Consider the following 26,469-nt stretch of genomic DNA (forward strand, 5'->3'; position numbering starts at 1 on the left):
AAAAAACCCCGGATGCCGCCGATACAGTTTCTACCTGCCTCGCGTGTCGAAAAAATAAATTCCGGGAGCGTCGATGAACATCAAACAGAAACTGACCTGGGCATTCGCGGTCATCGCCGCACTGCCCATCGTCCTCGTAGCCACCTTGGTGGTCATCAACCTGCGCGGCGAAGCCCGCGACGATTTTCTTGACGGCAGCAGCCGGGAAATCCGCCAGGTCAGTAACGCGATGAACCTGTTTTTCCAGGGCATCACCCAAAACGTCGACTACCTGGCCAGCCTCCCCCAGGTCACCGGTAGCGGCGACAACGTCAAGAAACACATCAGCGCCGACGCTGCGCAAATCACACCCAGCGATCAGGACAAGACACTGTACGAACTGTTCACGCGCCTGGCCAAAAGCCATCCGGACTACGCCTACGTATCCTATGGCCTGCAAGACGGCGGCTACGCCTTCTGGCCAGGCGATCCGAACATGAGCAACTACGACCCGCGCACCCGCCCCTGGTACCAGGCGGCCATGGCCAACCCTGGCAAGACCCTGCGCACCGCCCCTTACTACTGGGCCGGCGACGATGCCGTACTGGTCAGCACCGTGCGCACCGTTGCCAACCAACTGGGCAGCCCCGGTGGCGTGGTCAACATCGACGTATCGCTCAAGGGCCTGACCGAGATCGTCCAGCAGATCAAACTAGGCGAAAGCGGCTACCTGATCCTCATGGAAAACAACGGTAACGTGATGGTCGACCCACGCGATGCCAGTCACAATTTCAAACAGCTGGCCAGCTTCGGCGACGGTTATGCCGAGCTGGCCAAAGCCGGCAAGGGCTTGGCTGAGGTCGAAATCGGCGGCGTGCGCTACATGGCCAACGTCTACCCCGACGAAAAACTCGGTTGGACCTTCATAGGCCTGATCCAACAAAGCGAAGTGATGCAGACCACCACCCGCCTCACCTGGCTCATCGGCGGCGTCGCGCTGGTGCTGGCTGCGCTGTTCGCCGTGGTCGGCGCCACGTTCGCCAAACTCATCGTGCGCCCCATCAACAGTGTTTCCAGTGGCCTGGAGGACATCGCCCAGGGCGAAGGCGACCTGACCCGCAACCTGGAAGTCCGTGGCCGTGATGAAACCGCGCAACTGGCCGGTTGGTTCAACCAGTTCCTCGGCGCCATCCGCAGCCTGATCCAGCATATCGGCTCGGCGGCGAGCAAGATCCTCAGCACCTCCACCAGCTCCACTCAGGTCTCCAGCGACATGGCCGAGGCCGCCGGGCGCCAGCGCGAAGCAGTGGACATGGTGTCCACCGCATTCCACGAAATGGTCGCCACCGCCAACGAAGTTGCCCGCTCCTGCAGCCAGGCCGCGCAGTCGGCCGACAGCGGCCAGCAACAGGCCCGCGAAGGCCAGCAGCAGATCGATGCGGCCGTCAACAGTGTCGACCGGCTGAGCCAGGAGATCGAGCAGTCGGCCCAGTCGATCCAGCAATTGGAGCGCGACAGCAATGCCATTCAGTCGATCCTCGGTACCATTCGCTCGATTGCCGAACAGACCAACCTGCTGGCGCTCAATGCCGCGATCGAAGCCGCCCGCGCCGGCGAACAGGGCCGCGGGTTTGCGGTAGTGGCCGACGAGGTCCGGGCGCTGGCCAAGCGCACCGCCGACTCGACGGCTGAAATCGATGGGCTGCTTGGCAACCTGGCCAGCCGTACCGCCGAAGTGGCCGAGCAGATGCATGCCAGCCTGGAAGTGTCGCAGCAGTCGGTCAACCGCATTGGCCTGGCCCGCGACAGCTTTGGCCAGATACGCGAGTCGGTGGACATCATCCGCGACATGAACACGCAAATCGCCACCGCGGCAGAAGAACAGCACCAGGTTGCCGAAGACATCAACCGCCATATCAGCCAGATCCACGGTGATGCGCAGTTGGTGGCCGACCTGGCGCAGGCGGCGCGGCAGGACTCGGAAAGCCTGGCCGGGTTGTCCAATGAGCTGGATTCGCTGGTACGACGCTTCCGCACCTGACCGGCAGGCTGCACCGGCCTCTTCGCAGATTCCCCAAGAAGAGGCCGGCCCCCCGCTACAACGTCAACTCACCCGGTGTCGAGCCAAACAATTGCTTGAAGGCGGCGATGTAGGCCGACGTCGAGTCATAGCCGCAGCCCAGCGCCGCGTCTGTCACACTCGCCCCCGTCTCCAGCAACGCCAGTGACGACAATAACCGCATGCGTTGACGCCAGTTACGAAAGCTCAACCCCGTCTCGCGCTGAAAAAGGCGCATCAGGGTCTTTTCCGAGCACTGCAATTGGCCGGCCCACTGCTGCAAGGTTTGCACCTGATCCGGCGCGGCAATCAAGCTGTTGCACAGCGCCAGCAAGCCGGCATGCCGGGGCAGCGGCAGGGAGAACCCCACTTCAGGCAAAGTACGAAGCTGGTCGAGCAGTACCGAGACCAAGCGGCCTTCGACGCTATCGCCTTCGGGATAGTGCGGTGGGAAAACACAGAACTGCTTGATCAACTCACGCGCCAGCGGTGTCACTTCCAACACCCGGCACTGCGCCGAAGCCCAAGGGCAAGCGTCGCGGCGAATGTACAGGCTGCGCATTTCCGCCCGTCCGGACGTCACCACTTCGTGTTCAGCGTCGGCAGGAATCCACACACCCCACTGCGGTGGGGCGAAATAGCTGCCATCACGCGTGTAGACACCCAGCACACCGCTGATCGCATAGGAAAACTGCACCCAGTCGTGGCTGTGGCGAGTGGTCCAGGAGCCAGCGCCCAGGCTTTCAGCACGGGCATAGAGCGGCCTGGGCAAATGGACCAGGGCTGGAATGGCGCGGGGGTGTCCGATACTCGGCATAGTGAGTTCTTGTGGTTCTGACCAGACAAGCCTAACACCGGCCACAGGCACCCTGCAGCCCTGCAGGCGGTCACCGCTCGACGATCACTGTCACCCCCTGCCCGCCCGCCGCGCAGATCGAAATCAAGCCGCGCCCCTTCCCCGCCGTCGCCAGCAGTTTGGCCAGGTTGGCCAGGATCCGCCCCCCGGTCGCCGCGAACGGGTGCCCTGCCGCCAATGAACTGCCCTTGACGTTGAGCTTGCTCCGATCGATCGCGCCCAGCGGCGCCTCCAGCCCCAGCCGCTCGCGGCAGTACTCGGCACTCTCCCAGGCCTTGAGCGTGCACAGCACCTGGGCAGCGAATGCCTCATGGATCTCGTAATAATCGAAGTCCTGAAGGCTAAGGCCATTGCGCGCCAGAAGCCGCGGCACAGCATAGGCCGGCGCCATCAGCAGCCCTTCCTGCCCTTTGACGAAGTCCACCGCAGCCGTCTCGCCATCGACCAGATAGGCCAGCACCGGCAGGCCCTGTGCCTGCGCCCACTCCTCCGTGCCCAGCAGCACCAGCGACGCACCATCGGTCAGCGGTGTGGAGTTGCCCGCTGTGAGTGTGCCCACGCCGCTGCGGTCGAAGGCGGGCTTGAGCTTGCTCAACTGCTCGAGGGTCAAGTCCGGCCGCAGGTTGTTGTCGCGCGTGAGGCCCAGAAAGGGTGTCAGCAGGTCATCCTGCCAACCCTCGGCATAGGCCGCTGCCAGATGCTGATGGCTAAGCAGCGCCAACGCGTCCTGCTCGGCGCGGTCGATCTGCCAGGCCTGGGCCATGCGCTCGCAATGCTCGCCCATCGACAACCCGGTACGCGGCTCGCCATTGCGCGGCAGCTCGGGCTTCAGATGCCCCGGGCGCAGTTGCAGGAACGGCTTTAGCCGCTCGCCCAGGGTCTTGCCACGGTTGGCCTGCAGCAAGATGCGCCGCAGCCCCTCATTGACCCCGATCGGGGCATCGGAAGTGGTGTCGACGCCACCGGCGATACCGCTGTCGATCTGCCCAAGGGCAATCTTGTTGGCCACCAGCAAGGCCGCCTCCAGCCCGGTGCCGCAAGCCTGCTGAATATCGTAGGCCGGCGTCTGTGGCGAGAGCCGCGAACCCAGCACACATTCGCGCGTCAGGCTCATGTCGCGAGAATGCTTGAGCACCGCACCGGCCACGACTTCACCCAGGTGCAAACCGTGCAGGCGGTACCGCTCTGTCAGCCCCTCCAGCGTGGCCGTGAGCATGGCCTGGTTGCTGACAGTGGCGTAGGTGCCGTTGGAGCGGGCGAAAGGTATTCGGTTGCCGCCCAGAATCGCGACCCGGCGAAGTGAACGCATGCGTAGATTCCTCCTGAAACATCTCGATCCGAACAGCCTAGGTGTTTTTGCCGCATTCGAACGACCTTCCTACAAAGTTGGTCCACACTTCAATGCTTGCCTTCAGGGAGACCCGCACATGAGCGACCGCTATCTCGACTTTGCCAACTCCAACCTCGGCCGCCGCCTCATCGATGCCGTCGGGCTGCCACACCCGGCACCGCTGGAACGCTGGCAGGCAGGCCGCCTACGCCCCGTGGAAGGTGCGTTGGTGATCGGCGGAGGGCCTTTGGCAAATCAGGTCGAAGCCATCGCTCCCCGCCTGACCAGCGAATGCTACAGCTTCAATGGCGCAAGCCTGCAGGCGCCGGCATGGGTGGCGGGCCTGGGGCCCAAGCTCAAGGCGGTGGTATTCGATGCCAGTCATCTGTCCGACAGCGATGAGCTGAAGCAGTTGCGCGAATTCTTCCAGCCGTTGCTGCGCAGCCTGGCGCCCTGCGCCCATGTGGTCATACTCGGGCGCCCTCCGGAAGGCATCGACGACCCGCTGGCCAGCGTCGCCCAGCGTGCCCTGGAAGGCTTCAGCCGCTCGCTGGCCAAGGAGCTGCGCAACGGTGGGACGGCGCAGCTGTTGTACCTGGATGAAGCTGCCGACAGCCAGCTCGAAGGCGCCTTGCGCTTCTTTCTGTCACCCAAGAGTGCGTTCATTTCCGGCCAGGTGCTGCGCTTGCAAGCCTGTGCCAGCGAGGTCGAAGACTGGACGCGGCCGCTGGCCGGGCGCCGGGCACTGATCACCGGTGCTGCGCGCGGGATCGGCGCAGCCATTGCCGAAACCTTGGCGCGTGATGGTGCCGAGGTGATGCTGCTGGACGTGCCGCAGGCCCAACAAGACCTCGATGCCCTCGCCGCCCGCCTGGGCGGCAAGGCGCTGGGCCTGGACATCTGCGCCAGCGACGCCGCTGAGTTGCTGCTCCAGGCCTTGCCCGGCGGCATCGACATCGTCGTGCACAACGCCGGCATCACCAAAGACAAGACCCTCGCCAACATGACCCCTGACTACTGGGACGCGGTGATGGCGGTCAATCTCAAGGCACCCCAGGTACTGACCCAGGCACTGTATGCAGGCGGCGCGCTGGGGGCGGCCGCACGCATCACGCTGCTGGCTTCGGTCAGCGGCATCGCCGGCAACCGCGGCCAGGCCAACTATGCCGCAAGCAAGGCCGGGCTGATCGGTTTTGCCCAGGCCTGGGCGCCGAAGCTTGGCGCGCAAGGTGGCAGCATCAATGCCGTGGCCCCCGGTTTCATCGAGACGCACATGACCGCCGCCATGCCCATGGGCCTGCGCGAAGCCGGGCGGCGCCTGAGTTCGCTGGGCCAGGGCGGTCGCCCTCAGGATGTCGCCGAGGCCATCGCCTGGCTCAGTCAGCCCGGCTCCGGCGCGGTCAATGGCCAAGTGCTGCGGGTCTGTGGCCAGGCATTGATGGGAGCGTGACCATGAACCGCCCTTGGCACGACCTGAACAGCCCCGACTCACGCGCAAGCCTCTATCTGCGCGCTGCCAGCAAACGCAAGATCAGCGGCCAGGCGCTGCCAGCCGATGGCCTGCGCTGCTTCATGCGCGTGCAGCACGGCAATCTCGCAGCGTACCGGCATCTTTGCCACTTCACCGATGACGCCCGCTTGCCGGGCACCTACCCCCACATCATGGCGTTCACCCTGCAGTTGCAGTTGCTGACCGCCGACAACTTCCCCTTCCCGCTGCTGGGCCTGGTACACCTGCATAACCGCATCGAGGTGCTGCGCCCCCTGGGTGGCATCGACGGGCTGCACTTTGCGGTCTATGCCGACAACCTGCAGCCACATGCCAAGGGCGGCACATTCGACCTGATCACCGAAGCCGAAGATGGCTTAGGCCTGATATGGCGCGAAACCAGCCGGATGCTGGTGCGCGGTTTGAAACGTGAAGGGCAGCCCGAAGAGCGAGAGGAAAGCGAACCCCAGCCGTTGCCTGAAGCGACCCGCTGGTACGCCGACAGCGATATCGGCCGGCGCTACGCCAAAGTCTGTGGCGACTACAACCCGATTCACCTGAGCGCCACCAGTGCCCGGCTGTTCGGCTTCCCCAAGGCGATCGCCCATGGCATGTGGAGCAAAGCCATGGCGCTGGCAGCGCTGCGCGGGCACCTGCCAGACAGCGGATATGCCTTTGAGGTGGATTTCCGCAAACCCGTGCGGCTGCCCTCGGAGGTGGTATTGAGCGCCAGCGCGGCCGGCCCTGCCGGGGAACTGCGCCTGGATGGGCATGGCCAGCTGCTGCATATGGTCGGGCGCTGGGGGGCGCTGTGAAGGCCACAGGCTACCGTGGCCCCTGAATCCTCTTGCTTTGCGTTGGGGCTGCACGGAAGCTATGCGGCACTAGGAGACCCGCGATGAACCTGCAAGAACTCACTCAACGCCTGCACCAGATCCGTGACAACAACGACTGGCGCGGCTTCCACAGCCCGAAGAACCTGGCCATGGCGGCCAGTGTGGAAATGGCCGAGCTGGTGGAAATCTTCCAATGGCTCAGCGAGGACGAATCGCGCCAGCTGCCTGCGGACAAACTCGCCCACGCCGGCCAGGAGGTAGGTGACGTCGTCCTCTACCTACTGCTGCTGTGCAGCGAACTGGGCCTGGACATGGAGCAGGTGGTACGGGCCAAGCTGGCCGACACCGAAAGGCGCTTCGCGCGATGAACGACCGTCACTTCGATGAACTGGCCACCCGCTTCGCCGAGAAAATCTACGGTGGCGCCAAGGGCGCTATCCGCCTGGCCGTGCTGCAGGCCGACCTGGCCGAAACCCTCCCAGACCGCCCGCTACGGGTGCTCGACATCGGCGCAGGGCTCGGCCACATGGCGTTATGGCTGGCCGAACGCGGTCACCACCTGACCCTGGCCGAACCGGCCGCACCCATGCTCGAAGGTGCCCGCACGCGCTTTGCCGATGCCGGCCAGACCGCCACCTTCATCCAGGCGCCATGGCAGGACCTGCTCGGTCAGCTCACCGAGCCCTACGATCTGGTGCTGTGCCACGCCGTGCTCGAATGGCTGGCCGAGCCAGAGAGCATCCTTCCCGTGCTGCACCAGCTGACCGCGCCCGGCGGTTGGTTGTCCCTGGCCTTCTACAACCGGGATGCGCTGGTTTATCGCAACCTGCTCAAGGGCCATTTCCGCAAGTTGCGCAGCAACCGCCTGGAAGGTGAAAAACAGAGCCTCACCCCGCAGAAACCGCTTGATCCGCGTGAGCTCAAGGTGCAACTTGATCCTCTATGGCAGGTCGAAACCGAGAGTGGCGTGCGAGTGTTCCACGACTACATGCCCAGGGAGTTCCAGGCCAAGGCGCAGATGCTCGACCTGCTGGAAATGGAACTGGCCCACCGCCGCCACCCAAGCTTTGCCGGGCTTGGTCGCTACCTGCACTGGATGTGCCGCCCTCGCTGACCTGCCCGCCGGGAGGACCTCATGCCGTACCGCCTGTTGTACCTGGCCTTGCTGCCGCTTGCCCTCAGCGCCTGTCAGGGCAGCAACCCGTACGTTGCCAGCAGCCGCCCCTTGCCACCGGCGCCCGCGCAGGCAGCCACCACCTTCGACGCCAGTGCCTACCCTGCCCCACCGCGTGACTATGGCCGTTACCGCAGCTGGAGCTGGCGCAACGGCCAGTTGCCAAGCGGCACTGCCGACGCCGACCCGGGGCAACTGGCCGATGCCGTCAGTGGTGCCCTCGACCAGCATGGGCTGCGCCCAGCCCGGGGCGCGACCGGCGACTTGCTGGTCAGTGCCGACATGCGCCTGGAGCGGCGTTTGCGCCAGGTACGCGACTATGACTACTACGACCCCTACTACGGCCCGTCCCCCTATGGCAGTGTCGGTTTCGGCGGCTACCGCAACGGTTATGGCGCCTATGGCAGCGTGCCGATCGTACGCACCTACGAAGTTGAGGTGATGGTGGTGCGCATCGATCTGTTCGACGCTCGCAACGGCCAGCCGGTGTGGAGCGCGAGTGCTGAAAGCGGCAGCGACAAAAGCTCGCCACGTGACCGCGAAAGCGCCTTGCGCGAATCGGTACACAAGGCGCTCAGCGGCTATCCTCCCAGTTAATGCCTAACGGAGAACCATCATGATGCGTCGCTTCGTTCTACTGTCATTGGTACTGTTGCTTGCCGCCTGCTCGAGCAACAACGTCCAGCAGGATTTCGACGCCAGCCGAGACTTTGCCGCGTACCGCAGCTGGGCATGGCAAGAGCCGGCCCTGCACTACCGCCCGGATGACCCGCGCATCAAGAGCGACCTTACCGAACAGCGAATCCGCCAGGCCGTCGCCGACCAGCTCGACCAGCGCGGCCTGCGCCCGGCCCAAGGCAGTGCCCAGCCTGACGTCAAGGTCCGTGCTTATCTGATCGTCGAGCAACGCCAGCAGCAGATCACCACCAACTACGGCGGTGGCTGGGGCGGCTATTGGGGGGGCTATTGGGGCGGGCCGATGTACAACGAAACCCGTAGCGTCGATTACAAGGTGGCGACCATCCAGGTCGACATGTTCGATGGCCGTGACGGCAAGCTGGTCTGGCGCGGCAGTGCAGAGCAGATCATGAACAATTACCCGCCCAGCCCTGAGGAGCGCAACAGCGCCATCCAGAAGACGGTGAGCCAGGTACTGGGCAACTACCCGCCAGGCAGGGCCAAATGAGCATCGCATAGCCCGCTCGTCAGATCGCGTCTACCCTGTTGATAACCCTTGATGAACGGGTAGACGTGTTCAACGAATAAGGATCGACCTGCCAATGCAAAGCATTGTTCTGCTGATGTGGCTTGCCTTGTGCACTGAACAGGATATTCGCGAACGCCAGATCGCCGACGTCCTGACCTTGGGGGTAGCAGCGGGTGCCTTGGTCTGGCTGTTCTTCACCGGCCACACCTGGATTGGCGCCGAGGCCAGCGACGCCGGCTGGGCCTTGGCCATCGTCATGCTATTGACCTTGCCAGGCTACATGCTCGGCCGCTTCGGCGCTGACGACGTCAAGCTCATGGGCGCCCTGGCGTTGGCGACCAGCCATGAATATGTGCTCGGGACCTTTATCGGTGCAGGCGTCAGCGTGTTGCTCTGGCTGCTGACTCGCCGGCGCCTGTGGACCTTGTTCAACCCGAAGGTGAAGAAGAGGTTGCAGGCACTCACCGAACAAATGGGCGACAAACAAGCCTTCGTGCCCTATGTGCTGGCTGGCTTTCTGCTCACCGCGGTGTGGATCCAATGATCAATCCCGTTGTCCGAATACTTGTACATGCGTTGTACAGGTTCGCCAGCAGCGTCTATGGTTAAGCTGCCAGAGCGTCTGGCCCGGGAGCAGGGCCGCTTAGGAACAGGGAGGTGATCGTGACCAAGTCATTCAGTGAGGTGAAGGTTCTGGTGGTTGATGACCAGCCGCTGATCGTCGAACAGCTGTGTGAGTATCTTGAAAGTCAGGGCCATCATTGCGTGGCCGCGCATTCGACAGACGAAGCCATCGAGCGCTATGCGGCAGATGAAGCCATTGGCCTGGTGTTGTGCGACCTGCACATGCCCGAGCGCGATGGCATTGAACTGATGCGCGAGCTGAAAGAAATTGCCGGGCGCCAGCGCGTGTTCGAAGCGATCATGCTCACTGGCCGCGCCGACAAGCAGGACGTGATTCGTGCGCTGCGCGAAGGCTTCACGGATTACTACCAAAAACCCGTGGACCTCGACGAACTGCTGGAAGGCGTGCGTCGCCAGGAGCAGGTTTTGCTGGAGCGCAGATCCAACTTCCAGGATTTGGGCAGTCTCAACAAACGCTTGCAAGACTTGGCTGGCTGCATCGATGAACTTTACCAGGACCTGGAAAAAGCTCGGGGCCAGGGCGTTCACCGCCGCGCCAGCGATGTGGAAGAGGGTGAGAGCGACCTGCCTGCCGCGTTCGAGAAGCTCTCACCACGCCAGCTGGAAGTGGCGCGGCTGGTGAGCAAAGGCAAGACCAACTACCAGATTGCCTGTGAACTCGGGATTACCGAAAACACCGTTAAACTTTATGTGTCGCAAGTGTTGCGGCTGACCCATATGCACAACCGCACGCAACTGGCGCTGGCACTGACACCCAGCTCGTCGCCGGTGCACCTGCGCTTCACCACCCACTGAGTGAAGCTGCCTTCACAGGCCCTATTACCGGCAAATCGTCGATAGGGCCTAAAGCCGGTGGCTCAATCCAACTGATAGCTGACACTCAGCATCAGCCGCGGCCCACGGTTCAGGCTGTCCAGTGCCACATCCGCCAGCGGCTTGGCGACCTCCAGCGCCACATTGCCATACCGCCCACCTGCCAGGCGCACGCCCAGCGCTAACGAACTGAGGTGCGCATCCTCGAAAGGCCCGCCGTTGTACCAGGCGTGCGCTGCATCGAGTACCGCATAGGGCTGCACCCGCTGCAACCAGGCACGGCCAGGCCTGATGCTGTAGTTGAGCTCGTAAGCCACACCCCAGCCCTTGTCACCCGCAGCCTGGTCGCTTGGGTAGCCGCGGCCGAAATGCTGCCCGCCAAACGCCGCCCGCTCACTTTCGGGCAGCCTGTCGTCACTCCAGTGCACTGCGGCCGACACCACGCTCTGCCAGTTGTCAGACAGTTGGTCGCTCTGCAGCCCAGCGATTCGAAAGCGCAGAAAGTCCATGTCGTAGTCCGCATCGCTGCGCGCCCCCAGATAGTCCATGCCCTGGTAGACACCGGCACTGACGATGCGCAGGCGACGCAGGTCAGCCTTGCGCCAATCGCCTTCAAATGACAGCGCGCGAACAGAGGAGTCGTACTCGGGTAAGCCGCCCGACCGATACTCGATGTGCTCCCCGACCGAATAGAAACGCCCGGCCACGTTCACCCATTCGTTCGGCGCAATCATCAGCGGCTGGCCGAGGCCGACCGAATAACGCTCGCTCTCGAGCCGCTGATCGATGTCGGCACCGTGATCCAGGCGCACGCGTGTACGCGGCTCGCTGCGGTACCGCGCTACGGCTAACAGCAATTGGCTGCCCTGAGCGTCCAGAGGCTGGCTGTAATCCAGGCGCTGGTACTCAACGTGGTCGCCACCTGCCGACAGCAGAAAGCTCGCAGCCAGTTGCTCGGCAAAGCGCGTCTGGCCATTGCTGGCGAGTTTGAACAGCGCCTGCGGCCCCCCGCGGCTGCCGTCACTCAGGGTCACGCCAGCATCAACGGGGCTGTGCCATGCACGTACCCTCAGACGGTTTGCCTCTTCAGGGGCGCGCCCTACCACCACCTCCGCCTCCACATTGATACCCGGTATCCGCTGCGCCGCGCCGACATAGCGCTCGAGCGTCTCCTGGGTCAGTGGCCGCTCGGCCAGCAGGCGTGCTGTCATCTGCTTGAGGTGGAGCGCAGAAGGGCCGACATCACCCAGCAGCTCATATTCTTTGATGTACCCTTCCACCAGCACCACCTGCACACGGCCCTCGGCAAAGTCCTGAGGTGGCAGGTAGGCATACGACAGCGGGTAGCCATCATGCTGGTAACGCTGGGTCAGCCGCTCAGTGAATTGCTGCAGATCGCCCACGGATATCTGGTGCCCGATCAATGCTTGATAGTGCTCACGCAATTCACTCAGCGGGTAAACCGTACCGCCTTCGAAGCGCACCTTGTGCAGTACGAATCGGGCTTCTGACGGCACGCGGGTGGGGGCAGTGGGTAACACGACCTGCAGCGCCGGTGTCACGGGGCGATAGGTATCCACCGGCAGGTTGGCGGTCGGCAGACGGCGCTCGTATTCCTGGGTGTCGAGAAACGCCGGCAACGGCTCGGCGAGGGCCAGGCTGGCCCAGGTCAGCAGCAACGGGGGCACGACCGCAAGACGCATAGGACGCTCCACAATCCCTTGGGCGCCGGGGCGTCGGCCGGCCACACCCATCACCAGCAAGCGTAGGTGCTGCCCCGCTAAACGTCGAACGGTTACTCGCTGACCTGAAATGCCACCCGCGCAGTTTCACCGCTCTCATCGAGTGCGCTGAGCTCATTCTGCCCAGCCTGTTCGAAGCGTACCCGCATGCTGCCCTGCCCCTCGGTCTGGCCAAGGGGCTGGCCGTTGAGGAACCACCAGCGTCGCCCACCCCCACCCAGGGCCGAAACCTGCAGTTGCAACGGCTCGCTACTGGTGGCCGGGCGGCGCAGGTTGTCGCCTGGGCGTACACCGACGATCGATAGGGGCGGTGCTGTGGCAGGCACCTGCGGCGGGCAGCTTGGGTCCACGGCCGGCAACCGCGCCGCACGCCGCTCGACCCGCGCCAGCCAAGGCTCGAGCGGGGCTGGCCAAAGGGCTATATCGCGCGCGTGGGCATCCGGGCAAGTGCCATCCACCCGCAGCCCCTGCGCGTTGACCCAGACCTGCTCATGCAAACCCAGCCCAAGCGGTTGATCGGCTGCCTGCAGAGTCGGCGGAGTGGTGCCGTCCAGGGTCCAGGCGAAGCGCTGGCGCCTGCAGTTGGGGTCTTGCCGGCTCATTGGCTGGCCCAGCGGCCAGCAGATCGCGGCCACGCCAATGCTGGCAGGCACGTGCTCGACCGGCACGCCAAGGCCCCGCTGGCTATCGCGGTTGGTCAGCAGGTCGTGAATCTGCAGCATCAGCGGCGCTGCCGAGGCCAGGCCGAACTGGCCGGGTACTGGCGTGCCGTCGGGCCGGCCAATCCACACGCCAATCAGGTAACGCGGCCCCACGCCGATCGACCAGGCATCGCGAAAGCCATAGCTGGTACCGGTTTTCCAGGCCAACTGTGGGCGCTGCAGCCACTGCGCGTGCGGATCACGGTCCGGTCGCGCCTGGCCGCTGAGAATCCGCCGGATGATCCACGCCGCCCCCGGCGACAGCAGGCGCCGCTCCAGCAGTGGGTCCTGCGGTTGCAAACGCACCCGCGCACTGTTGCCGCCGCGGGCCAATGCCGCATAACCACCCACCAGTTCCTCCAGGCGGCTGCCTGCGCCACCGAGGATCAACGACAGGTTAGGCTCGGCCAATGGCGGCAGCGCCAGCGGCATACCGGCCATGCGCAGTTGCGCGGCAAAGCGCTTGGGCCCGTACGCTTCGAGCAACTGCACCGCCGGCAGGTTCAGCGACAAGGCCAGCGCCGAACTGGCCGAGACCGGGCCGCTGAACCCCATCGAGAAGTTGCCAGGCCGGTAATCACCATAGCGACGCGGCACATCCTGCAGCAGCGATTCGGAATGGATCAGGCCGTCGTCCAGGGCCATGCCATAGAGGAACGGCTTGAGGGTCGAGCCTGGTGAGCGCAAGGCGTGGACCATGTCGACGTGGCCGAAACGGCGCTCATCGGCAAGGTCGATCGAGCCCAGGTAGGCGCGCACGGCCATGCTGTGCGCATCCACCACCAGCACGGCTGCAGAAGTACGCTCGGGCAAGCGAGCACGCCAGCCCAGCAGCAGGTCTTCCAGGCGCCGTTGCAACGAGGCATCGAGCGTGGTGCGGATCAATGGCGGGCTACCGGGAGTGTTCAGCCGGCGCGCCAGTAGTGGTGCCAGGGCTGGCTCGTGACGCGGGGCCAACAACAACGCTTCTTCGGCAGCTTCCTTGATCTGCCAGGCGGGCCATACCTGATACTCGCCCAGGCGCTGCAGCACCTTGTCCCGGGCACGCTGGGCGCGTGCGGGGTGACGGTCCGGGCGCAACCGGCTGGGTGCCTGGGGCAATACCGCTAGCAGCGCCGCTTCGGCAGGTGTGAGGTGCATCGGCGACTTGCCGAGGTACGCCCAACTGGCCGCCGCCACGCCCTGCAACGTGCCGCCGAAGGGCGCCCGGTTGAGGTAGATCTGCAGAATGTCTTGCTTGGACAGGTGCCATTCCAGCTGCGCCGTACGCCACAGTTGCCGCAGCTTGCCTGCCAGCGTGCGGTCGTGAGGATCGAGTAGGCGCGCCACCTGCATCGACAGCGTGCTGCCACCTGAAACAACACGCCCACCGCGCACGTTCAGCCAAGCCGCGCGCACCAGCGCCAGGGGGTTGACCCCTGGGTGGTGGTAGAACCAACGGTCCTCGTAGGTCAGCAGGGCCTGCAGGTACAAAGGCGAAACCTCTTGCGGGCTGACCGGGTAGCGCCACACGCCCTGGGCATCGGCGAAGCGCCACAAGGGCGTACCGTCTTCGGCCAGCACCACCCGCGCCAGGTCATCTGCCGGCATGGGCAAAGGCCAGATGCGGTCAGCCAACCACAACAGGCCGACCAGCCCCACCAACGCCACCACGCTGGCGCGCAGGATCCTTGCCGCGCGGTGGCGCGGCCGCGCTAAGCTAGGCATCGGGAACCGACCGGGCCAGGTGATGGCCAAAGGCTTGGGGACGGCAAACTCGCCGATTCGTACATCAGGAAGCAACTATGCATGTAGAAGGTTTTTTCGAGTGGCTTGGCCAGGCACTGGGTTCGTTGATCCGCTTCATCGTCGATGCGTTGAGCGGCTTGTTCAACCTGCTGGCCAACGCCGGGGGCAACTTCATCGATGGTCTTGCGCGCACTCTGGGCATGGACACCTCACTGATCAGCATCCTTGCCCTGATCGTCGGCCTGCTGCTGCTGTACTCGGCAATCCGTGCCTTCATGCGCGCCTCGATCATCCTCGGGATCATCTGGCTGGTGCTCGGGTTGTGGGTGATGAGCTGGGTCATTCGCTGAGCTGCGAGCCGGAAGCTGCAAGCTGCAAGCTTCAAGCTGCAAGAAAAAGTAGGCACGACGCCGATCCGCTTTGCTTGTAGCTTGTAGCTTGTAGCTTGCAGCTTGTAGCTGCGCGTCAGCGCCCCCCAACCGTCAGGTCGCCTTGGCCGTCGCCAACCGCCTGGAGGTTCGGGCGGTACATGGACTCCACTTGCGGGGGCGGTATGCGGTAGGTGCCTGGGGTCACGGCTCGTGCCAGGTACAACAAGTGAGTGGTGCCATAGCCGTCAAGCTTGAGCGCTGCCACGTACCGGTCATCACGGTACTCCTGGTGCACCACGCCGGCATTGAGCATCGACTCACGCCACTGCTTCACTGCGCTGCTGGCATTGTTCAGGCTGGCAGCGCTCTGCGCCAGGTTCTGATTCTCCAGCTCAAGGCCCGCCGGCAACAGGTCGACCACCAGTGCATCCGGAACCCGCTCCGTGGCCTTGACCGCCAGATGCACCAGCACCAGGTCGCCACTGCGCAAATTGTGCAGGTCCAGTGGCTGGCCGTTCATCCCCAGGTATTCACGGCGGATCTGCATGCCGTTGCCGCCCGCCGCTGGCGCCTGGCGTGGATAGCCCGAGAGGGTCAGTTGCTGGTAGACCGTTTCGCTACCCTCGTTCTGCACACTCAGCGGCGAGGCCAACAGCGGGCCTTCGAGCTTCATGCCAGCGTCAGCATTGCTGAACTCCCGCACCTCGCCGGCACTGTCCAGGCGCGCCTTCCACGGGGTCTCGGGCCTATCGAGCAAGCCACGTCCGGCCAGGTACAGCGCATTGCGCTCCTGCGTCGATAGCCAACGGTTGGCTGCCAGCTCATCAGACAGCGCGAACAACCGCTGATCGACCTGGTTGCTGCCCAGACCACTCTCCTGCAGCAACGCCAGGATCAGTGCCTGGTCACGCAGGCTGCTGCCGTAATCGGCCATCCAGCCTTTGCTGCGGCTGATACCCAGGCCCGCTTGCAGTGCTTGCTGCGAACGCGGCTTGTCGCCCATCTTGTCCAGCGCTACCGCCAGTTGCACCAGCGGCAGGCCAGAGCGCGCATCGGCGCGCCGTTCATACAGGCTGCGCAAGGCACCCAGCGGCGCCTGCTGGCTGCGCGAAAGTACCAGCGCAGCGTAGGCCTGCACGGCAAACCGGGTGTGTTCGGCGTTCTCGCTGTAGTCGACCTCGATCAGGTTACGCTCCTGCAGGTAGCGCAACAGGCGTTCATTGGCTTTTTTCAGCGCCTCGGCCGGCACCCCGTAGCCTTGGTCACGCGCCCTGAGCAGGAAGTCGGTGACATAGGCGCTCAACCAGTACTCCTCCTCGCCGTCCGAACTCCACAGGCCGAAGCTGCCGTTGTAACGCTGCATCCCTAGCAGGTGTTCGATGCCCATTTCGATCTTGCGCTTGCGCACCTCGGCCGGCTCGCCCTTGATCCCCAGGCGCTTAAGGCTCTGCGCATCGGCGTACAGCGAAGGGTACAGGCCGCTGGTGGTCTGCTCCAGGCAACCGTAGGGGTAGGCTTCAAGGGCACGGATCTGCTCGGCCAGGTTCAGTGGCGGGCGGCTCGACAGCGCCAGGCGGGCTTCCAGCCCGGCTGGCTCGAATGCTGCCAGGTCGGCTTCAGGCAGCGTCCAGGGCTGGTCCTTGAGGGCCACACGGTAATGCTTGAGCATGGCCGGATACGCCGGGCGTACGCCCAGCGTCCATTCACGTTCGAAGGTGTTTTGCGGCTCGCCCGGCAACTGCAGGCCATTGACCCGCACATGCACCTTGCCCTGGCCCAAGCCACCCTGCGCCTGCACCGGGATCATCAGGGTGGTGCGCTGCCCCTCGGCCAGGGCAACACGCTGCTGAGCGTCCCCTGTTAGGCTCACCTGCCCTTCGCTGCTGATATCGACAGTCAGCTGCTGGGCCAGGCCGGAAAGGTTGGCCAGGTCCAGCGCCAGGCTGGTGCGGTCGCCGCCGGCGAGGAAGCGCGGCGCCGAGAGTTCGGCAATCAGCGGGGCCGCCACCACGGTCTTGCCCTCGGCCATGCCGAAGTGGTCCTCGGTCCAAGCCTGGGCCATCAGGCGCAGTTCGCCATTGAAGTCGGGAATATCCACGCTCGCCTCGCCCTCGCCCTGCTCGTTCAGGGCCACCGGCACACTCTGCCGGGCAACGATGGTGACCGTCGTGTTGGGGCGCTTGCCACCCTTGGCCATGGCGGCGTCACCGCCGAAGGCCAGGCTGGCCAGGCGCCCCTGACCGGCTTCGATCAGTTGGCCATAGATGTCCAGCTGGTCGGCGCCGTAGGCCTTGCGGCCGAACAGGCTGGCGTAGGGGTCAGGGGTTTTGAAGTCGGTGATGTTGAGGATGCCGACATCCACCGCGGACAGCAGCACATGCGCCTGTTTGGGAATACTGCCATCGGCATTGGTGGCCTTGATCCTGACCTTCAGGGGTTGCTTGGGGCGCATTTTTTCCGCTGCCTGCAGGCTGACCGCCAGTTTGCGCTCGGCGCGTCCCAGCGGCAGGTGCAACACACCAATGGCGCGCTTGGGCGTGGCATTGGCCTTGCGCTCGCCGGGGCGGATCACCAGGGCACTGATGTACAGGTCGTGACGAGCCCACTGTTTGTCCAGTTGCACATCGAAGGTCTTGCCTTCGGCGGGCACATCGATCTCCTGCCACCACAGCGGGCCATCACTGGATTCGATCATCAGGTAGCCATTGCCGGCAGCTGGCGGGGTTACCGTGACCTTCGCAGTCGCGCCGTCAGCGTAAGCCGGCTGGTCCAGCGCCAGCTTGACCTGGTCAGGGCGCACTGCGCCGCCTTCGGCATTGTCCTGGGCGCGATATCCCGCCCAGAAGCGTTGGCTGGACACCAGGCCCGTCTCCGGGTCTTCCACTTCCACGCGGTAGGGGCCCCACTCGACCTGAAAGGTCAGCTTGGCGGTAGAGCCGGCTTGCACGTTCACCTGCTCCTCGCTCTGAGTGAGGAATTTTTCGTTGTAGTTGTAGCTCCAGCCGTCGCTTTGCGAGTAGTTCCAGTAGTAGTCCCGGCGCTCTCGAATCAGCCGTACCTTGAGGCCGCTGGCAGCGAGCTTGTTGCCGTCACGGTCGGCCACCAGGAACTCGAATTCCACCGGGCCGTCGCTGTCGGTTTCTTCACCCTCGAACACGCCACGCAGGCCAGGCAGGCGGTCGGCGGGCCAGATCGGTTGTTCGAGACGACGGGTGATCGGTCGCCCACCGGACTCCTGCAAGCTGGCCTGGACGGTCAACTGCAACGGCGAGCGCGCTTCGGCCCAGCGGCTTTCGATAGCGATCACGGCCTTGCCGGCCTGATCGAGGGTCACTTCATCCAGCTCCAGATCCTGGTTCAGCTCGGTTTCGGTAACCGAACCGAACTGGTACCCCGGCAAAGCAGGCACCGCTTCGCGCAGGGGGCGCACGTACGCCTGCCCGCTCAGCCGATTGCCCGCCGCCGGCGCACCGTAGAGGTAACGGCCATTGACCTGGACCTGCGCCGTTTGCTCGGGCGAGAGCGGTGTGCCGCTGCCCTTCAGTTCAAGCGCCAGGCGTTCAGGGAGGAAGTCTTCGACGAGGAATTCATAGACCTGCTTGCGCCCCCCTCCCAAGTCGAGCAACAGTTGCCAACGACCGGTCGGCGCTTCTGTGGCCAGTTGCAACGGGTATTGATAAAGGCCACTGGCATCGGCCTCCCAGACAAACTTGCGGCTGACCTGCTCATCCGGGCGGCGCACCTCGACGCTGACCGGCTGGGCCTTCACCGGCTTGCCATCCTGGTCGCGCAACAGGCCGTTGAGCAGCACCGTCTCACCCGGGCGATACAGGTCGCGCGGGCCAAAGATGAAGAACTGCAGAGGGTTTGCCTGCGGGCCGGTGATGTCGAATTCAGCCAGGTCCAGCGCTGCAGTGTTCAGGCGTAGCAGTGTGGTATGCACACCCTGGGTCGCAATCAGGGTATCGGCCTTGGCCGTGAGCGGCAGTTGGGCATGGCCTTGGCCATCGGTCTTGGCCTGGGCCAGCAGCTTGCCCTTGTCGTCACGCAGCTCGAGGTTTACCTCCTTGAGCGCCTTGCCGCCCTCCAGGGCTTGGGCAAACACGTCAAGGCGGTCGCGATAGCGGTGGGCCGATACGCCGATGTCGCTGAGGGTGAACAACGTCGCCGGCTGCGAATAATCGTAGGTCCCCGACGCGCGCATCACTGCCAGGTACACGCCCGGCTCCTGCAGCGGCTTGATCCCGGCGATCGGCAGCAACACGGTCTCGCGGGTATTGCGCGCCGGGTTGAGGTCGAACCGGCCGCTGTAGACCAGGTCGGCCAGGGCCAGGGTTTCCTTGGACTGGTAGTAGTAAAGGCTGCTGTTGCGGCCCCAGTTGACCAGGAAGGTCGAGAGCATGTCCGGCTTGACCCGGAAAAACTCGACATCGACCTTGTCGACGTTCAGGGCAATCACCGGCAGGCCCTCGGCCAGCCGCGTCGGCAGCAGCGAACCACGGCTGGCGAAGCCGATGGTCGGTTGCATGTCGCGGGTTTCCAGACGGGTCACCGACTCGCCTTCAAGCTGCTTGCCGTTGACGGCCAGCAGGCCCTTGTCGACGGTCAGCACCAGTTTGCGCTGCGGCTCGAGGTGCCGCAGGCGCAGCTCCATGTGGTTGTCGGCAAGCTCCCAGGCACCGTCGACCTTGCCTTTGACGGTGTCGACCAGATGCAGCTTGGCAGCGAAGTCCTGCTTGGCGTCCAGCGGCGCGGAAAAACTGACCGAGAGGGCACTGGCGCCGTCGAGCTGCACTTCCGAGACATCCAGCACGCTGAGCTCACGGCCCTCGTAGCGTTTGGCCAGTTCGGCAGTGTCCTCAGGCTTGGGCGCCGCAGATTCGGCTGCGGTGCTTGCCGCCGGTTTTTCGGTAGCGGCAGGTTCGTCTGGCGTGGAGGAATCACAGGCACTGAGCAGGGCCAGCGCGCAGGCCAGCAACAATCCTTTGTTGAACATGGAGTGGGGACTCTAAATAGGCAGCGTAGGCGTGAAGGCAGCAACTATAGCGCAACGGCAGGTGGCTGGCCGGTACAATGCGGCCTCTCGATCCAGAAGGGCACATAGCGGCCTGCTTTCTCAGGAACACAAATGTCGCAAATTGCCACCGACTGGCGCCACCGCCTCACCCACCGCAACGTCTGGGCCCTGGCCGCGCCGATGATCCTGTCCAACATCTCGGTGCCATTGGTAGCCTTGGTAGACAGCACGGTTATCGGTCACCTGCCCCACGCCCATCAGCTTGGCGCAGTGGCCGTGGGCGCCACGCTGTTCACCTTCATGGTCGGCCTGATGGGCTTCCTGCGCATGGGCTCCACCGGCTTCGCTGCCCAGGCCGCAGGGCGTGCCGATGGTGCTGCGTTGCGCCAGGTACTGGTGCAAGGCCTGCTGCTAGCGGTGGGCTTTGCCGTGCTCATCGGCCTGCTGGCGCTGCCCTTCAGCCAATTGGCGCTGCACGCGATGCAACCGAGCCAAGCCTTGCAGCAATCGACCGAGGCCTTCTTCCATACCCGCCTGCTCGGCCTGCCGGCGGCGCTGGCCAGCTACGCGCTGGTCGGCTGGTTCCTCGGCACACAGAATGCCCGCGCGCCGCTGGCCATCCTGCTGACCACCAACCTGCTGAACATCGTTCTCAACCTATGGTTCGTGCTTGGCCTGGAGTGGGGTGTGCTGGGGTCGGCGCGGGCGTCGGTGATCGCCGAGTGGGCGGCCGCACTGCTGGGGCTGGCCTTGACCCGCCCTGCCCTGCGCGCCTACCCCGGGCATATCGCCTGGGCGGCACTCAAGCGCTGGCAAGCCTGGCGGCCGCTGCTTTCCGTCAACCGCGATATCTTCCTACGCAGCCTGGCCCTGCAGCTGGTGTTCCTGCTGATCACTGTGCAAGGCGCACGCCTGGGCGAAGCGACGGTGGCGGCAAACGCACTGCTGCTCAACGGCCTGCTGCTCACCGCCTACGCCCTCGACGGGCTGGCGCATGCCGTGGAGGCCCTGTGCGGCCATGCCATCGGTGCCCGCGATCGGGACACCCTGCGCCGCTCACTGGTCGTGGCCTGTGGATGGTCATTGATCACCAGCCTGGGGTTTGCCGGGCTGTTCCTGCTGGCCGGGCATGTGTTCATCGACCTGCAGACCGACATCGACAGTGTGCGCGCGGCGGCATACCCGTACCTGCCGTACCTGGCGGTACTGCCATTGGTTGCGGTGTGGAGCTACTTGCTGGACGGGCTGTTCATCGGTGCGACGCGGGCGCGGGAGATGCGCAATGCGATGCTGGTTTCGGTGCTGATGGCATTGCCGCTGGCATGGGCCATGAGTGGGTTTGGCAACCACGGGTTGTGGTTGGCGTTTCTCGGGTTCATGGCGTTACGGGCGGTTACGCTGGGTTGGACGGGCTGGCGCCTGCAACGAAAAGGGCTATGGATTCACTGATGCAAGGCTGCTCCTGCAGGGGTAGCAGGAGCAGCCGTGACAATCACGACGACAAGTACGAAGACCGGGTCAGCCCCAGGCGCAGTGCATCGAGGAACTGGGTCCGCTCGCGCGCAGTGATCTTGGCGCTGGCCACTTTGTCGCGGTAGTGGGTCATCAACTCCTCCGGCGACAGGTGCACGTAGCGCAGCATGTCTTCGATGGTGTCGTGGGTCTCGATACCGGCGTGGTACACGCTGCCGTCGGCGTGCTGGTAGATGTTCACCGAGTCGGTGTCACCGAACAGGTTGTGCATGTCACCCAGAATTTCCTGGTAGGCGCCGACCAGGAACACCCCCAGCAGGTAGTCCTCACCGTCCTTGAGCGAGTGCACTGGCATGCTGGTCTCGATGCTCTGCTCGTCGACGTACTGGTTGATCTTGCCGTCGGAGTCGCAGGTCAGGTCCTGCAGCACGGCGCGGCGCAGCGGCTCTTCGTCCAGGCGGTGCAGCGGGATGATCGGCAGTACCTGGCCAATGGCCCAGGTGTCCGGCAGGCTCTGGAATACCGAGAAGTTGCAGATGTACTTGTCGGCCAGCTTGTCGTTCAGTTCATCCAGCACCTGGCGGTGCGAGCGCTGGCGGGCCTTCAGCGAGTTGTGCAGGCGGCGGCACACAGCAAAGTAGCACTGCTCGGCCAAGGCCTTTTCGCTCAGGCTGATCTTGCCATCGGCGTACTGCGCCGCCACGTCACCCATGTAGTGCGTAGCGCGCCAGTAGGTCTCGGTGACCATCTCGATGTCGGTCGGGCCGAGCAGGTCGGCCAGCCACTGCACGGTCTCGGGCAGGCTTTCCTTGTTTTCGATGGTCGGCACGTCGTCGTTGTGTTTCTCGACGTCGGTCACCTGGATCACCAGCATGGCGTGGTGCGCAGTCAGCGAGCGACCACTCTCGGAGAAGATATGCGGATGCGGCAGGCCCTGCGCGTCACAGAACTCCTTGAGCATGCCCACCACCACGCCGGCATAGTCGTCCATGTCGTAGTTGATCGAGCTGGCGTTGCGCGAGTGGGTACCGTCGTAGTCCACACCCAGGCCACCACCTACGTCGATATGGTCGACCGGCAGCCCCAGGGCACGGAGCTCGCCGTAGTAGCGGATGGCCTCCTTGAAGCCGTGCTGGTAGTCGGCCAGGTTGGCGATCTGCGAGCCCATGTGGAAGTGCAGCAGACGGATGCCCTGGTCCAGCCCGGCATCGCGGAAGCGCTGCACGACCGAAATCAGCTGGGCAGCAGAAAGGCCGAACTTGGACTTCTCGCCACCGGTGTCTGCCCACTTGCTCGAAGCCAGCGACGACAAGCGAACGCGCAGCCCAACCTGCGGCTTGACCTTGAGCTCGGCGGCCTCTTCGATCACCAGCGCCACCTCGGACTCTTTCTCGATGACGATGAACACGTTGTGGCCGAGCTTTTGCCCCATCAGCGCCAGGCGGATGAACTCACGGTCCTTGTAGCCGTTGCAGACGATGGTGCCGCCCTTCGGTGCCAGCGCAAGCACCGCCAGCAGCTCAGGCTTGGAGCCCGCTTCCAGGCCGATGGAAACGTTTTGCGTGGCGATGATGTTCTCTACCACCGCTTCCTGCTGGTTGACCTTGATCGGATACAGCGCGGTGTACTGGCTCTGGTACTCGAGGCGCGCGATGTTGGCGTCGAAGGCACCGGTCAGCTGGCGCACGCGGTCCTGCAGAATATCGGGGAAGCGTACCAACAGCGGCAGCGACAAACCGCTCTGGCGCAGCTCATCGACCTGCTCGAACAGGTCGATCGGCGCGCTTTGAGGGCCGTTGGGGCGCACTTCGACGCGCCCGGCTTCATTGATGGCGAAATAACCAGCGCCCCAATGGCGGATGCCATAAACACTGCGGCTGTCGGCCACGGTCCATTGGCTACCATCGTCTTTGCGTGTGCGTCGTACGGACATTCAAGTCCCCTATAAAGTCGAAGACACTGCCCCACATGGTGGCGGGCGCAGTGTAAAAGCTGGAAATGACGATTCATCCGTGCCCAGGAATAGACCCTGGTCGCGGGAACGAGTTTAGAAAGCGCTGGGCAAAAAATCGCGGGATGGCCTCAGCCCCCGGACTTTTTCGCCTTGAAACCCTGTTTGGTCAGCTCGCCGATCAACAGCTCGACATGGTCGCCCTGGATCTCGATTACCCCGTCTTTCAGGGCACCGCCGGTACCGCAGCGGCGCTTGAGCGTGGTGGCCAGCGCTTTGAGCTGGTCTGGCGGCAGCGGTACACCGGTGACGGTGGTCACGGTCTTGCCGCCACGGCCTTTGCTCTCACGGCGAACACGGGCGATGCCGTCGCCTTCGGGGAGGGTTTGCTGCTTGCAGATGCAGGCATCCACCGGCTGGCTGCAGTCGGGGCAGTGCCGACCGGCGTCGGTGGAGAACACGAGACCGCCAAGGGCGGAAAAGGAAGAAGCTTTCTTGGCCACTTTTGTTCCTCTGTGCTGAGGACAAAAACTGGTCGGCAGGTGCCGACCGCGAAGCCCCACTCTGGCAGGGGCGGCGCTACTGCCGCAAGACCTGCGGCAGCCCGAAAAGGGCGCGCAGTGTAACGATAAAACAGGCAATTGCTAAGTACTGGAATGCGCCATTATGCGAATGTTTTGCGACTTCGCCGCCTGTCGGCGCCTGCGTTGATGCAAACTGGCGCGTCTTACCCAGGAGACAGGCCCATGACGACACCTCAAATCGGTACGTTCATCGCCAGCTGGCACGAGCTGGGCGTAGCCGTGCCCACCCCATGGGGCGTGACCCAGGCGTGTGAAAGCCAGGTCCTTTCCCTGATGACGCGCCTCGACGCAGGGTATCGGCGCCAGGGTGATCATGCCATTCATCACACCGCCGTCGTCGAGCCCGGGGCGGTGCTGAAGGGGGCAATCATCATTGGCCCCGGGGCCTTCGTGGCTGCGGGTGCCTACCTGCGAGGCGGCGTCTACATCGCCAGCAACTGCATCGTCGGGCCAAGCTGCGAGGTGAAAAGCAGCTTCATGCTCGATTCGAGCAAGTTGGCCCATTTCAACTTCGTCGGCGACTCGCTGATCGGGGCCAACGTCAATATCGAAGCCGGGGCGATCATCGCCAACTACCGCAATGAACTGGAGGGGGCCGTCATCAGGATTCGCCACGCACAGGCGACCCTCGACACCGGGGTGCGCAAGTTCGGCGCCTTGCTAGGCGATGGTTGCAGGATAGGTGCGAACGCGGTCATCGCCCCTGGCGCAGTGCTCGAGCCCGGTACCCGGGTGCCGCGCCTGGGGCTGATCGACCAGTTCGCCTACGACTGAGCAGCCTTGTAGCGCGCCAGCGCTGCCAAGGAGTCAGGGCAGTAGGGGTAGATATGCTGATCTTCTGCGACCTGTGCGAGGCTGACGAAACGCGCTTCGCTCACCTCCTCCGGCTGCAGCCGCAAAGGCGCATCGGACACCGCCGAATACACCGCGCACCACAGGCGGTTATCCGGCTGGTCGAAATAGAACCGCTCATGAAATTGCAGCGCCACGCCTTCGATACCCAGTTCCTCGGCCAGCTCGCGGGCTGCCGAGACGGCATACGACTCGCCCGCGGCCACCATGCCGCCTGCTGCCACATCCCAGTAACCTGGGTATAGCGCCTTGCTCAAGGTACGCCGGTGTACGCAGAGTTGCCCTGCGCCGTTGAACAGCAGAATGAAGGTACACCGGCCGATCAGGCCCCGCTCACGCAGCTCGGCCCTTGGCAGCGCACCAAGCACCTGGTCGGCTTCGTCCACCCAGGCAACCAGCTCTCGGTCGGAGGCCGCCCGGTGGGCGGCCTCTTTGGGGCTGATGGCCATATTCAACCCTGCGACAGCAGCTGGCGCAGATCGATGACCGCAGCGTTGGCCCGGGAAATGTAGTTGGCCATGACCAGCGAGTGGTTGGCCCACATGCCGAAACCACTGCCATTGAGCACCATCGGACTCCACAGCGCCTCTTGCGAGGCCTCCAGTTCACGGATGATCTGGCGCACGCTGACGGTGGCATTCTTCTTCGCCAATACGTCGGCGAAGTCCACCTCGATGGCCCGCAGCAGGTGCGACAGCGCCCAGGCTTGACCACGGGCCTCGTAGAACACGTTGTCGATCTGCAGCCATGGGGTCTCCACCACCTCCTCGTCCACCTGCGGCGCCTGGCCGGCAACCACCGACTCGGTCTTCAGTGTGGTGTTGAGCTTGACCCGGCCGACGCTGGCCGACAAGCGCTGCGACAGCGAGCCCAGGCGCGTGGCGACATCGCCCAGCCAGTTGTTCAGGTTGTCGGCACGGGTGTAGAAAATCGCGCCCTTGTCGCCTGCAGCCAGGCGAGCCTGATAGCGGGCAAGCGATTTGATGCCCTCTTCGAACTCCGACTCGCTGGATGGCAGGATCCAGCTCTTGTTATCGAAGTTGAAGCGCGGCTCCGCTTTGGCCAGGTCCGCGTCCTCGGTAGATTGCGACTGCGAGCGGGCGAAGTCTTTACGCATTGCGCGGGACAGGTCACGCACCTGGACCAGCACGCCGTATTCCCAGCTCGGCATGTTGTCCATCCACAGCCCCGGCGGGAAGCGATCGTTGGAAATGTAGCCGCCCGGCTTGTTGAGCAGGGTTTCGGCCACAGTCTTGAGCGTTTCGATGGTGGTGTAACCAATCACCATCTGTTGGCCATTGCGCTCGGCGGCTGCCTGGGCGGTCTGCTGCACCGGGAACAGCTCCGGTTCCTGGCTCCAGTACCAGCCCAAGCCGATGCAGACCAGCAGGTACAACCCGATCAGGGTTCCCAGGGCTCGGCTCCAGAGGCCACCCAAATAGCCACGGGCGGCAGCACCGCGGCCATCGACACGCTCACGGGGCTCGGCCTTGGCCTCGCGGTTTTTCCAGTCCAGCATGGCTTTGTCCTTATCAGTCACGACGGTTCAGGGCTTTTGACCACAGGCCAATGCCAGGGTGCCACGGCAAGCCCATGTTGCTGCACTATAAAGCAGACACCACCGTACGCATAAGCGACCAATCAGTCAGTAACTGAATATTC

General features: G+C 64.1%; 21 protein-coding genes and 1 pseudogene. 13 read left to right on the forward strand and 9 right to left on the reverse strand.

Features of this window, described 5'->3' with window-relative positions; translation table 11 throughout:
• Positions 1-229 precede the first annotated feature (229 nt).
• Positions 230-1,162: pseudogene (locus tag JNA92_RS26140) on the forward strand (cache domain-containing sensor histidine kinase); the annotation flags it as partial.
• Positions 1,163-1,291: 129 nt separating this feature from the next.
• Entirely contained in the window at positions 1,292-2,020 is a 729-nt protein-coding gene (locus JNA92_RS26145) for a methyl-accepting chemotaxis protein (protein WP_400629869.1), read from the forward strand.
• A gap of 55 nt (positions 2,021-2,075) precedes the next feature.
• Here the strand turns inward: JNA92_RS26145 and JNA92_RS18840 are convergent, their stop codons facing one another.
• Both JNA92_RS18840 and JNA92_RS18845 read right to left on the reverse strand, forming a co-directional pair.
• Entirely contained in the window at positions 2,076-2,855 is a 780-nt protein-coding gene (locus JNA92_RS18840) for an AraC family transcriptional regulator (protein WP_241806159.1), read from the reverse strand.
• A 70-nt stretch (positions 2,856-2,925) separates the two neighbouring features.
• Positions 2,926-4,203 (reverse strand): acetyl-CoA C-acetyltransferase, encoded by a 1,278-nt coding sequence (locus tag JNA92_RS18845; RefSeq protein ID WP_241806160.1) that lies wholly within the window; start codon positions 4,201-4,203, stop codon positions 2,926-2,928.
• 118 nt (positions 4,204-4,321) lie between these two features.
• On the opposite strand from JNA92_RS18845, the gene JNA92_RS18850 reads away from it, so the two are divergent.
• The 8 genes from JNA92_RS18850 to JNA92_RS18885 all read left to right on the forward strand — a co-directional run bounded on the left by JNA92_RS18850 (position 4,322) and on the right by JNA92_RS18885 (position 10,370).
• The gene (locus JNA92_RS18850; RefSeq protein ID WP_241806161.1) at positions 4,322-5,674 is read left to right on the forward strand and encodes a 3-oxoacyl-ACP reductase; all 1,353 of its coding nucleotides are present in this window, start codon (positions 4,322-4,324) and stop codon (positions 5,672-5,674) included.
• A gap of 2 nt (positions 5,675-5,676) precedes the next feature.
• Positions 5,677-6,528 carry a MaoC family dehydratase gene (locus JNA92_RS18855; RefSeq protein WP_241806162.1) on the forward strand — a complete coding sequence of 284 codons (852 nt, stop codon included), beginning with the start codon at positions 5,677-5,679 and terminating at the stop codon, positions 6,526-6,528.
• Between the two features lie 83 nt (positions 6,529-6,611).
• Entirely contained in the window at positions 6,612-6,917 is a 306-nt protein-coding gene (locus tag JNA92_RS18860; protein WP_241806163.1) for a MazG-like family protein, read from the forward strand.
• Complete coding sequence (locus JNA92_RS18865) at positions 6,914-7,663, forward strand: methyltransferase (protein WP_241806164.1); 750 nt, start codon at positions 6,914-6,916, stop codon at positions 7,661-7,663. Before JNA92_RS18860 ends, JNA92_RS18865 begins: the two co-directional genes overlap by 4 nt.
• A 21-nt stretch (positions 7,664-7,684) precedes the next feature.
• The gene (locus JNA92_RS18870) at positions 7,685-8,320 is read left to right on the forward strand and encodes a DUF4136 domain-containing protein (protein WP_241806165.1); all 636 of its coding nucleotides are present in this window, start codon (positions 7,685-7,687) and stop codon (positions 8,318-8,320) included.
• A 19-nt stretch (positions 8,321-8,339) separates the two neighbouring features.
• Positions 8,340-8,909, forward strand: coding sequence for a DUF4136 domain-containing protein (locus JNA92_RS18875; RefSeq protein ID WP_241806166.1), 570 nt, complete (start codon positions 8,340-8,342; stop codon positions 8,907-8,909).
• Positions 8,910-9,003: 94 nt separating this feature from the next.
• Positions 9,004-9,474 carry an A24 family peptidase gene (locus tag JNA92_RS18880; protein ID WP_241806167.1) on the forward strand — a complete coding sequence of 157 codons (471 nt, stop codon included), beginning with the start codon at positions 9,004-9,006 and terminating at the stop codon, positions 9,472-9,474.
• Positions 9,475-9,587: 113 nt separating this feature from the next.
• On the forward strand, positions 9,588-10,370 hold the full coding sequence (locus JNA92_RS18885; RefSeq protein WP_431312473.1) for a response regulator: 783 nt from the start codon (positions 9,588-9,590) through the stop codon (positions 10,368-10,370).
• A gap of 62 nt (positions 10,371-10,432) precedes the next feature.
• On the opposite strand, the gene JNA92_RS18890 is transcribed toward JNA92_RS18885, so the two are convergent.
• Both JNA92_RS18890 and pbpC read right to left on the reverse strand, forming a co-directional pair.
• Positions 10,433-12,091 carry a ShlB/FhaC/HecB family hemolysin secretion/activation protein gene (locus JNA92_RS18890; protein ID WP_241806169.1) on the reverse strand — a complete coding sequence of 553 codons (1,659 nt, stop codon included), beginning with the start codon at positions 12,089-12,091 and terminating at the stop codon, positions 10,433-10,435.
• Positions 12,092-12,183: 92 nt separating this feature from the next.
• A complete protein-coding gene (pbpC, locus tag JNA92_RS18895) occupies positions 12,184-14,538 on the reverse strand; it encodes a peptidoglycan glycosyltransferase PbpC (protein WP_241806170.1) in 2,355 nt (784 codons plus the stop codon).
• A gap of 77 nt (positions 14,539-14,615) precedes the next feature.
• Here pbpC and JNA92_RS18900 point away from each other — a divergent pair, with 77 nt between their 5' ends.
• Positions 14,616-14,909 carry a hypothetical protein gene (locus JNA92_RS18900; RefSeq protein WP_241806171.1) on the forward strand — a complete coding sequence of 98 codons (294 nt, stop codon included), beginning with the start codon at positions 14,616-14,618 and terminating at the stop codon, positions 14,907-14,909.
• Between the two features lie 115 nt (positions 14,910-15,024).
• Here JNA92_RS18900 and JNA92_RS18905 read toward each other — a convergent pair whose 3' ends face one another.
• Positions 15,025-19,926 carry an alpha-2-macroglobulin family protein gene (locus JNA92_RS18905; protein ID WP_241806172.1) on the reverse strand — a complete coding sequence of 1,634 codons (4,902 nt, stop codon included), beginning with the start codon at positions 19,924-19,926 and terminating at the stop codon, positions 15,025-15,027.
• A gap of 132 nt (positions 19,927-20,058) precedes the next feature.
• On the opposite strand from JNA92_RS18905, the gene JNA92_RS18910 reads away from it, so the two are divergent.
• Entirely contained in the window at positions 20,059-21,396 is a 1,338-nt protein-coding gene (locus tag JNA92_RS18910; protein ID WP_241806173.1) for an MATE family efflux transporter, read from the forward strand.
• 43 nt (positions 21,397-21,439) lie between these two features.
• Here JNA92_RS18910 and speA read toward each other — a convergent pair whose 3' ends face one another.
• Together speA and JNA92_RS18920 are read right to left on the reverse strand one after the other, a co-directional pair.
• Positions 21,440-23,353, reverse strand: a complete 1,914-nt coding sequence (gene speA, locus JNA92_RS18915) for an arginine decarboxylase (protein ID WP_241806174.1) — start codon at positions 23,351-23,353, stop codon at positions 21,440-21,442.
• 149 nt (positions 23,354-23,502) lie between these two features.
• Positions 23,503-23,874, reverse strand: a complete 372-nt coding sequence (locus JNA92_RS18920) for a translation initiation factor Sui1 (RefSeq protein WP_241806175.1) — start codon at positions 23,872-23,874, stop codon at positions 23,503-23,505.
• A 243-nt stretch (positions 23,875-24,117) separates the two neighbouring features.
• Here JNA92_RS18920 and JNA92_RS18925 point away from each other — a divergent pair, with 243 nt between their 5' ends.
• A complete protein-coding gene (locus JNA92_RS18925) occupies positions 24,118-24,729 on the forward strand; it encodes a transferase (RefSeq protein WP_241806176.1) in 612 nt (203 codons plus the stop codon).
• Here JNA92_RS18925 and JNA92_RS18930 read toward each other — a convergent pair.
• Positions 24,720-25,256, reverse strand: coding sequence for an NUDIX hydrolase (locus tag JNA92_RS18930; protein WP_241806177.1), 537 nt, complete (start codon positions 25,254-25,256; stop codon positions 24,720-24,722). The genes JNA92_RS18925 and JNA92_RS18930 overlap by 10 nt on opposite strands.
• 2 nt (positions 25,257-25,258) lie before the next feature.
• On the reverse strand, positions 25,259-26,326 hold the full coding sequence (locus tag JNA92_RS18935; protein ID WP_241806178.1) for a DUF2333 family protein: 1,068 nt from the start codon (positions 26,324-26,326) through the stop codon (positions 25,259-25,261).
• Positions 26,327-26,469: the final 143 nt, after the last annotated feature.

Origin of the sequence: Pseudomonas putida (assembly GCF_022627325.1) — a bacterium.
Classification (GTDB): domain Bacteria; phylum Pseudomonadota; class Gammaproteobacteria; order Pseudomonadales; family Pseudomonadaceae; genus Aquipseudomonas; species Aquipseudomonas putida_X.